Origin of the sequence: Endozoicomonas sp. ALC013 (assembly GCF_049310205.1) — a bacterium.
Classification (GTDB): Bacteria; Pseudomonadota; Gammaproteobacteria; order Pseudomonadales; family Endozoicomonadaceae; genus Endozoicomonas.
In genome coordinates, this window is sequence record NZ_JBLYNS010000054.1 from 23178 (window position 1) to 32388 (window position 9211).

General features: G+C 51.7%; 6 protein-coding genes. 1 reads left to right on the forward strand and 5 read right to left on the reverse strand.

The features are described 5' to 3' along the window. Positions 1-65: 65 nt before the first annotated feature. From relA to cysM, 3 genes are all read right to left on the reverse strand, one after another. Positions 66-2318: a GTP diphosphokinase gene (relA, locus tag ACO6V1_RS11840; RefSeq protein WP_422460804.1), complete on the reverse strand. Its 2253-nt coding sequence runs from the start codon at positions 2316-2318 to the stop codon at positions 66-68. Positions 2319-2653: 335 nt separating this feature from the next. Beyond that, entirely contained in the window at positions 2654-3991 is a 1338-nt protein-coding gene (gene rlmD / locus ACO6V1_RS11845) for a 23S rRNA (uracil(1939)-C(5))-methyltransferase RlmD (protein WP_422466971.1), read from the reverse strand. Between the two features lie 147 nt (positions 3992-4138). After that, on the reverse strand, positions 4139-5029 hold the full coding sequence (cysM, locus tag ACO6V1_RS11850) for a cysteine synthase CysM (protein WP_422448344.1): 891 nt from the start codon (positions 5027-5029) through the stop codon (positions 4139-4141). 68 nt (positions 5030-5097) lie between these two features. Here cysM and ACO6V1_RS11855 point away from each other — a divergent pair, with 68 nt between their 5' ends. Then, entirely contained in the window at positions 5098-7896 is a 2799-nt protein-coding gene (locus tag ACO6V1_RS11855; RefSeq protein WP_422466973.1) for a response regulator, read from the forward strand. 67 nt (positions 7897-7963) lie between these two features. Here the strand turns inward: ACO6V1_RS11855 and acpS are convergent, their stop codons facing one another. Then, positions 7964-8338: a holo-ACP synthase gene (acpS, locus tag ACO6V1_RS11860; protein WP_422448348.1), complete on the reverse strand. Its 375-nt coding sequence runs from the start codon at positions 8336-8338 to the stop codon at positions 7964-7966. Next, on the reverse strand, positions 8339-9088 hold the full coding sequence (gene pdxJ / locus ACO6V1_RS11865) for a pyridoxine 5'-phosphate synthase (protein WP_422448350.1): 750 nt from the start codon (positions 9086-9088) through the stop codon (positions 8339-8341). It abuts the gene before it with no gap. Positions 9089-9211: the final 123 nt, after the last annotated feature.

The window sequence follows — 9211 nt, forward strand, 5'->3', positions numbered from 1 at the left end:
GAAGAATGTAAACGGATGAAAAAGGAGGGGATTCCCACGCCAGGCGCGGGAATCAGCAGGATAACTTAACTCATTTTACGATGACGAACAGCATCGATAACATTGGGCAACTGACTGACCTTGGCCAGGATACGTCCCAGGCTCTCCAGACTGGGAACTTCCATAGTCAGCAGCATGCTGGCTAAATGCTCTTCCTTGCTGGTCCGGGTCTGCATAGACAGAACATTCACCTTATCGTTAGCCAATACCACGGTAATATCTCTTAACAGGCCCGGGCGGTCATAAGCCGTAATGATAACATCAACCGGGTAACTGTAGTCCGGACGGGTTCCCCAGTTAACTTCTATCAGGCGCTCCGGCTCACGACTGCGCAAAGAGAGCGCCGTGTTACAGTCTTCCCGGTGAATGGTCACGCCACGGCCAACGGTGATATAACCGATGATCGGATCCCCCGGCACCGGCTGGCAGCAACCCGCCATCTGAGTCAGCAGATTACCAACACCATCAATGGTAATGGTGCTGTCCGATAACCGTTCCTGTTGTGGTTTGGTGCGAATTTCAAACGTCTTCTCTTCTTCCGGCGCAACCTGCTTCTGTGCCAGGGAAACCACATGGCGAAGTTTTATGTCACCGGCACCGATACCGGCAAACATATCATCCGGTGACAGGCAGTTAACTGCCTGGGCAAGCTCCGGGTAATTAACACTCTGCAACGCCTGACGTTTAAGCTCCAATTCCAGCAGGCTCTGACCATCGGCGATATTGGCGTCCCGATCCTGCTTTTTGAACCAGCTGGTGATCTTGGCCCGGGCACGACTGGTGGTGACATAACCAAGATCAGGGTTCAGCCAGTCCCGGCTGGGATGGGCATTGGGAGCAGTAAGGATTTCCACCTGATCGCCGGTTTTCAGTTTATGGGTTAACGGGACAATACGACCGGCAACTTTCGCGCCTCTGCAGCGGCTGCCCACTTCTGAGTGAATCCGGTAGGCAAAATCGATCGGGGTGGCTCCTACCGACAGATCAACCACATGCCCATCTTTGGTAAACACATAGATTCGATCTGGCTCGACATCCGCACGCCACTGACCACCCAGCTCACCCAGATCACCAAGGTCTTCATGCCATTCCATTACCTGACGCAGCCAGGAGATTTTTTCCTCGTAGCTGTCACTGCGGCTATTAACGTCAGTGCCCTTGTACTTCCAGTGTGCGCAAACACCCAGCTCTGCTTCCTCATGCATATCATGGGTGCGTATCTGAACTTCAAGGGTTTTGCCTTCAGGGCCAAACACCGCCGTGTGCAGGGAGCGGTAGCCATTCTCTTTCGGAGTGGCAATGTAATCATCAAATTCTTTGGGAATATGATTCCAGAGCGAGTGCACCACCCCCAGGGCCGCATAACAGTCACGGACTTCATTGGTGAGAATACGGACCGCACGAATATCGTAGAGATCACGGAAATCGACGTTTTTCCGTTTCATCTTCCGCCAGATACTGTAGATATGCTTTACCCGGCCACTGACATCCCCCTCAATCCGTGCATCCGACAGCGACGCTTTCAGGGCATCTACGACGTTGGTAATGTATTTCTGGCGATCCAGTCGTTTGCCATCCAGTAGCCTGGCAATTTTCTTATAGTCCTGGGGTTTAAGGTAACGGAAGGAGAGATCTTCCAGCTCCCACTTGATATAACCAATACCCAGCCGATGGGCCAGCGGCGCATAAATTTCAAACACCTCCCTGGCAACCCGCTGACGTTTCTCCTTACTGGCATGCTGAACAGCCCGGATAGCGCAGGTTCGCTCAGCCAGTTTGATCAGGGCAACACGGACATCATCAATAATGGACACCAGCATCTTGCGAACTTTTTCCAGCTGGTCCTGACGATGATCGAGAACCTGCTTTCTCGGGTTCTGGATATTGCTGATGGCCGCCATGCCCTGAACGTCTTTGATCAGACCGGCAACCACCTTGCCAAAATTCTCTTCCACCTGGTCAAGAGAGAGCTTGGTTTCACGGACAGCCCGATAGAGGACCGCAGCAACCAGGGTATCCATATCCAGTTTCAGCTCGGCCAGGATCTCGGCCATTTCCAGACCGGTCCGGAAACACCCTTTTCCCGTAGGCCAGACTGTTTCTTCAGATTCGAGAGACCGCTGCAATGCCAGCAGCTCAGCCTGTTGGGCCAGCTCGCAGGCCTCCCTCAGACTATCCGTATCACCAACGCCGTAACGTTCCTGCAGGCGATTCAGCCAGGCACCCAGGTCGACACTGCCGTCGAAGAGCTGGGGCTGATCCTCTCTGACCTTGACCATCTATTCCATTCCATCTCTTTCTGTAAAAATGATGCCCTGTCTGGCATCGGGCTAGGAGGCTGCCCGAGAATAGCGCCCGTCTGGGCGACCCCGTAGCGAGGACGGCAGAAAATTGAGGATAAAAAGTCGGAAATTTTTAGTGAATAGTGGCTCTATTTGCTAAAAATTTCCGCCTTTTTAGACCAATTTGCTGCCACCGCACGACTGCATGGATGCAGGAGCTAGAGCAACGCAGGAGCAGTTGTCGCGTAGGGCAGTCTATTCTCGGTCAGCCTCCTAGACTACTTCCACAAAGCAGCCATTAACAGGCTACTTTCCAATAAATTACTTTTTGACTATGACCTGACAAAAAGCGCCATGGACTCAACATGAGAAGTTTGCGGAAACATATCCATTACACACAAACGCTCAAGCCTGAAACCATGGGAGACCAGACTGCCGACATCCCTGGCAAGGGTCGCCGGATTGCAGGAAATATACAACAGTCGGTCAGGCAATAAGCAGGCCAGTTGCTCAATCATAAAATCCGCACCGGCCCTGGGGGGGTCGAGAACCACTATATCGTAATGCTCTTTTGCCCAGGGCTCAGTGGTGAAATCACTGGACAGGTCTGCGCAGTGAAAACTTACATTATTCAAACCATTCAGACCGGCATTTCTTGTCGCCTGGGCAACCGAACCCGGTGAACCCTCAACCCCCGTGACATGGCCTGACTTTTTCGCCAGTGGCAGAGAGAAATTACCCAGGCCACAGAACAGGTCAAGCACTTTATCGGATGCCTGCGGACCAAGCCACTGGATAGCCTGCCCAACCATCGCCTGATTAATCACCCGGTTGACCTGGGTAAAGTCCTGTGGCCGGAAGTACAGCTGCACCCCCGATTCAGGCAGCGAGTAATGTAATGCGACGGCGGCATCGTCGTCAGATCTGGCAGGATATAACAGCCGGATGCTCTCTGGACTACCCTGCAGGTACAGCAACAGCTGATGGGCAGAAGCAAACGCTGTCAACAGGGTTTGGTCTTCTTGCGACAGAGGACGAATATGACGCAGCAGTAACCCGCGCCCCTGCTCTGCCAGAAAACACTCCACGTGGGAAATGGCTTCCCGGCCGGTTAACGTTGGCAAAAATGACTTCATCAGTACGGGCATCTCCTGCAAAGGCTCTGCCAGTATGGGGCATTCATTAATGTCACAGATGGCATTACTGCCCTTTTCCCGAAAACCAAGGCTCAGTCTGCCTTTACGCCAGCGGATGGCAAAACGGCAACGGTGGCGATAGCCATAGGGGGGAGAAACCAGTGATTCCTCAATGTGCTCAGGCACAACCCGGGCAAATCGCCTTAACTGATCAAGAACGATGTGCTGCTTGCTGTCAAGCTGCCCTTCATGGGACCAGTACTGCAGGCTGCAGCCTCCGCACTGACGAAAATGGGCGCAGGCAGGCTCACGGCGCTCGGGTGATGCCGACAGCACTTCTGATACACGGGCATTGATAAAACGACGTTTGTCTTCCAGAATCCGGACACGAACGGTTTCGCCCGGCAGTGCACCGTCAATAAAGAGGGTCTTCCCATGGTAGCGGGCAATCCCGCGACCATCATGGGAAAGCCCGTCAATACGCACATCCTCATGAATAATAACAGGGGTTGAGGCAGCACGTTTAAAGCGCATAGAGTACTTCCAACATTCTCTTGAAACCATGGCCCATGGCCGTTTAAAAGCGTAATGTTACCTTGGATATTGAGTACAACAAAACCGGATTCATACCTGCATACATGGAAATTCAATCATGGCCAGAGAAACCGGTGAACGGTTTTCCTATGGCAGAAATACGCCCGTGGAAAGATACCGATCACCACGGTCACAGATAATCGCCACAATGGTGGCCTGCTCTACGCTTTTTGACAGTCTCAGGGCAGCTGCAACGGCTCCCCCTGAAGAAACGCCGCAGAATATGCCTTCTTCCCGGGCCAGCCGCCTCATGCATTCTTCAGCTTCTGTCTGGCCAATATCCATCACCTCATCAACGGCGGAACGGTGAAAAATCGCAGGCAGGTATTCGGGACTCCAACGACGGATGCCTGGTATCTGAGCTCCCTGTTCCGGTTGCAGGCCAACGATCTGAATGGCAGGATTCTTCGCTTTCAGATAACGGGAGGTCCCCATTATCGTCCCGGTAGTACCCATGGAACTGATAAAATGCGTGACCGTACCCTGAGTCTGCTGCCAGATTTCAGGCCCGGTGGTCCCGTAATGCGCCAGGGGATTATCCGGATTGGCAAACTGGTTAAGTACCTTGCCCAGGCCCTGTTGCTGCATTTCCAGCGCTTTATCCCGGGCACCTTCCATGCCATTACTGACCAGAATCAGTTCTGCTCCATAAGCACTCATTGCTGCACGACGCTCGGCGCTCATATTGTCCGGCATAATAAGGATCATTCGATAACCGCGAACGGCCGCTGCCATGGCGAGCGCTATACCGGTATTGCCACTGGTGGCTTCAATTAATGTGTTCCCCGGGCTGATGGCATTGCGGCGTTCCGCCTCGGCGATCATGGACAGGGCTGGTCGATCTTTCACAGAACCGGCCGGATTTTGTCCTTCCAGTTTCAGTAGTATGGTATTTGAACTCTTCCCCTGCATGCGCTGCAGACGAACCAGCGGGGTGTTGCCAATAATCGACTCTATTGTCGGATATTCCATGGACATATAACTTACGTAGACTTTATTATTCCGGAATAATACAGAACAAAAGCCAAACAGGGAAAGGCAGTACCATGAAACAGCACCTTACGGCATTCCGCCAACGGATTCTTCTGCTCGCTTTTCTTCCCGGCATTATTGTTTCCCTGCTGATGGGCGCTGTCTATCTGGTTAAGCGGTATCAGGAACTGGACAACCAGCTCATGGCCAAGGCATTGACTCAGTCTGGACAGCAGGCAGCCGTTGCCTCACTGCTGCTGGATAACACCCGGCATAAAGAACTGCAAGCCCTGATCAGCATGCTGCTGGATGACAGGGATATTCGTGCGGTAAGCCTGGTCGATGAGCAAGGCCGGGAGACTCTTCATGCAGGCCCAAAGCTCACGGCCACCGGAAATTTAGCCTCACTGTTAGAACCTGGCCAGAGCTGGTTCCGGAACGACCAGGTCATCCAGGTTGCCGATCCAATCATCAGCCCGGATACGACCAGAATTGCTGGCTGGCTGATTACCGATTACGCCTATGCAGAAACTCATCTGACCCAATTCCGCTCTCTGGCGTTCAGCATTATTGTTGTCTCCGTGGGGTTATTGGTGGCATTGATCATTAGTCTGAAGCTGGGCCATGGTGTTACCCGCCCCCTGGACCGTATGGCAAGGGTCATTGATCGCATCAAGAATGGCTTCTTCGATACCCGACTGCCGGACAACCGGGGCAGCCTGATGTATGAACTGGAATCGTCTATCAACGTTATGCTCAATGGCCTGCAGAGCAAACATCAGAAGATGACCAGTCATATTGCCCAGTACAATGATGAACTGCGGGAAACACTGGAAACCATTGAAATTCAAAATGTCGAGCTGGATCTCGCCAGAAAGGAAGCACTTGAAGCAAGCAGAAGCAAGAGCGAATTTCTGGCCAATATGAGCCACGAAATCAGAACACCGCTGAATGGCATTATTGGCTTTTCCAACCTGATGCTCAGTTCAAGGCTCACACCGCAACAATACGACTATGTCAGTACCATTGAGAAATCCTCTCAGGGACTGCTGACGATGTTGAATGACATTCTTGATTTTTCCCGTATGGAAGCCGGTAAGCTGGTGCTGGACCCCCAACCCGTCTGCCTGCGGGAGATCGTTGAGGATGTCATGACATTTATGGCACCTGTCGCCTATGGTAAATCGTTGGAAATTGTCCACTTTATCTACGACGATGTTCCTGAACATATCATCATTGACGGACTGCGGTTGAAGCAGATCCTCACCAACCTGATCAGCAACGCCATTAAATTTACCAGTTATGGTTCCGTTGCTGTGCGAGTGATGCTGGATCAGGAAGGCAAACCTGATCAGCAAGAAAGTAATGAGCCCCTGACCCTGAGAGTTTCAGTGGCGGATACCGGCATTGGCCTTACCCGGGAGCAACATCACAAACTGTTCCAGGCTTTTGCCCAGGCAGACTCCGGCAGAACACGCAAGGCGGAGGGAACCGGGCTTGGCCTGTCGATTTGCAAAAACCTGGTTGAGCAAATGGGTGGAGAAATTGGCCTTGAGTCCGATCTGGGTCAGGGGGCAACCTTCTGGTTTACCTTTAAAACAACCCTGAATAACAAAAATGGTGAACCGGCTGTTGCTGATGGTTGTGAGCAGCAAGACCTGGTACCGACACCGCTGCACGGCCAGAAAGTGCTGCTTATCGAACCCCATGAGCTGACCCGGTTATCGATTTTTCACTTACTGGATAAACTGGGTGCAAATATCACCGCAGCAGCCAGCATCCAGCAGGGAATGTCAGCAAACAAGACAAATGTCTCCTACGACTATATTTTCATCAACCCTGATAATATCGAACCGGTTCAGGGAATCACGCAGTTAACAGCCTCTTACAGCAACGCCAGCATTATTGTACTCAGTTCATCAGGAATAACAGGGGCTATGGATCCTGCTCTTCCTGACGGTACTGATACGCTTCTGAAACCCGTTGGACTGAACCGGCTGAAAGCACTGCTGACCCGTATAAACGGGAATCAGGAAGGCAAAAAAATCCAACAACAGATCAACAAATCCCTGAGTATTCTGGTCGTTGATGACAACCCGGTTAACCTGAAATTGCTGAAAACCATTCTTGGCAACCTGGGGCAAGATTTGCAAACCGCAGAAAATGGTTTTGATGCCATTGAACTGTGCAGGCAGTTCACTTTCGACATTATTTTCATGGATGTTCAGATGCCGGTCATTGATGGACTCGAAGCCACAGGGCGAATTCGCAGTGAAATCCCGAACCACCAGCGCACCCCAATTATTGCAGTGACTGCCCATGCGCTGCCCGAGGAGAAAAAGACGCTGTTGCAAAGTGGCTTTGATGACTACCTGAGTAAACCGGTCAGTGAGAAACACGTCATCAGCATGATCAATCAGTGGGCAAAGATGCCTACCGAGACAATAGAGCATAGAGAATATTTTCCGCCATCAAAGCCCGGCATCTCTTTACATCCGGCAATGGATCAATCGGAAAGTCCTGTAGATATCAACCTGGCGACGCAACTGGCTGCCGGAAACCGGGAACTGGCTCAGGAGATGCTGGTGATGATGAAAGAGGGACTTGATGACGATCTTGTAACTCTCAAAGATGGCTGGGCTGCCAATAATTATTCGGCTGTACTGGAACGGGTACACCGATTACACGGTGCCTGTCGTTATTGTGGAGTGCCGGAACTGGAGCGTATTTGCAACCGGCTGGAAACACGACTGAAGAAATACAACACCCTGGAACATCATCAAGTCACCGAAGACTTTCAATTATTGCTTCAGTCCATCACCCGTCTCAATCAGTGGGAAATGGAGAGTCTGGAAACGGCTGAGGAAGCATGATATCACGTTCAAAGCCGTTTATGTGGGTAGTGAATCGGGCGCTATTGTGATGAGCAAGAGAGCTGATTCAGCTCTCCAGTACTACAAAGGCAATCGCATTATCCTGCTCATCAGAAAGACTGAGGTGAAGCCGCTTAACCCCTCTTTGCTGCTGCAATTCAAGGCCATAATCCGATAAAAACAACTCAGGAGCACCTGAGGCATTATTTCTTACCTCTATGTGCCGGAATGACAGTTTTCCGATTCCTGTACCAAACGCTTTGGCAACGGCCTCTTTCGCCGCAAAGCGCTTGGCCAGCCAGGCCGGTGAGGATGAACGCTGCTGCCATTGCAACAGCTCATGGTCCGTGAGAATCCTCCTGGCAAACGCCTCACCCAGCCGACTGAGTGAGCGCTCAATCCGATCAATACGGACAATATCTGTCCCTATTCCAACAATCACTTAAAACGCATTCCGTGCAGCTGCCAACATAAGGGCTTTCATCTCTCGCACCGCTGGTTTCAATCCCGTAAACAGGGCACGGGCAATGATCGAGTGCCCAATATTCAGTTCATTGATACCGGCGATCAACGCAACAGGCTCAACATTCTGATAATTAAGGCCATGGCCGGCATTGACGATCAGCCCCTGTTCCAGACCAAACACCACCGCATTTCTAAGACGGTCAAGCTCATCCTGCATGGCTTCAGCCGTCGAAGCTTCAGCGTAAGCACCGGTATGCAGTTCAATGGCAGGCGCTCCGGCCCTGACAGCGGCCTCAATCTGATCCAGATCAGGATCAATAAACAGCGAGACTTCAATCCCCTGCTTTCCCAGGCGTTCACAGGCGGGAGCCACACTGTCAAACAGGCCTTTCACATCCAGTCCGCCTTCAGTGGTGACTTCTTCCCGCTTCTCCGGAACCAGGCAGACATGTTCAGGTTTGAGCTTTTCCGCAATGCCAACCATTTCATCGGTCACTGCCATCTCCAGATTCATTCTGGTCTGCAGAACGTCACAAATCCGGAATACATCATGGTCCTGAATATGTCGGCGATCCTCGCGCAGGTGCAATGTGATGCCATCTGCCCCGGCCTCTTCAGCTTCAATTGCCGCCTGAACAGGATCAGGATAACGAATCCCCCTGGCCTGCCGGATGGTTGCAATATGATCAATGTTGACACCCAGCAAAATACGCTGATGAGGAATCATAAATACACCTGTTGTAGAAAATGTAGAAAATGGCGCAGTGAATTGTGCGACCGTTATCGGGGTTTGGAGAGTGCGCCATTTTCTACTAATGGCCTCTCCGGTGGCGATTGAGATTTTCTGCTG

Coding starts and splice junctions, on each gene's coding strand:
- relA (WP_422460804.1), bottom strand. CDS start 2,318: ATGGTCAAGGTCAGAGAGGATCAGCCCCAGCTCTTCGACGGCAGTGTC.
- rlmD (WP_422466971.1), bottom strand. CDS start 3,991: ATGCGCTTTAAACGTGCTGCCTCAACCCCTGTTATTATTCATGAGGAT.
- cysM (WP_422448344.1), bottom strand. CDS start 5,029: ATGTCCATGGAATATCCGACAATAGAGTCGATTATTGGCAACACCCCG.
- ACO6V1_RS11855 (WP_422466973.1), top strand. CDS start 5,098: ATGAAACAGCACCTTACGGCATTCCGCCAACGGATTCTTCTGCTCGCT.
- pdxJ (WP_422448350.1), bottom strand. CDS start 9,088: ATGATTCCTCATCAGCGTATTTTGCTGGGTGTCAACATTGATCATATT.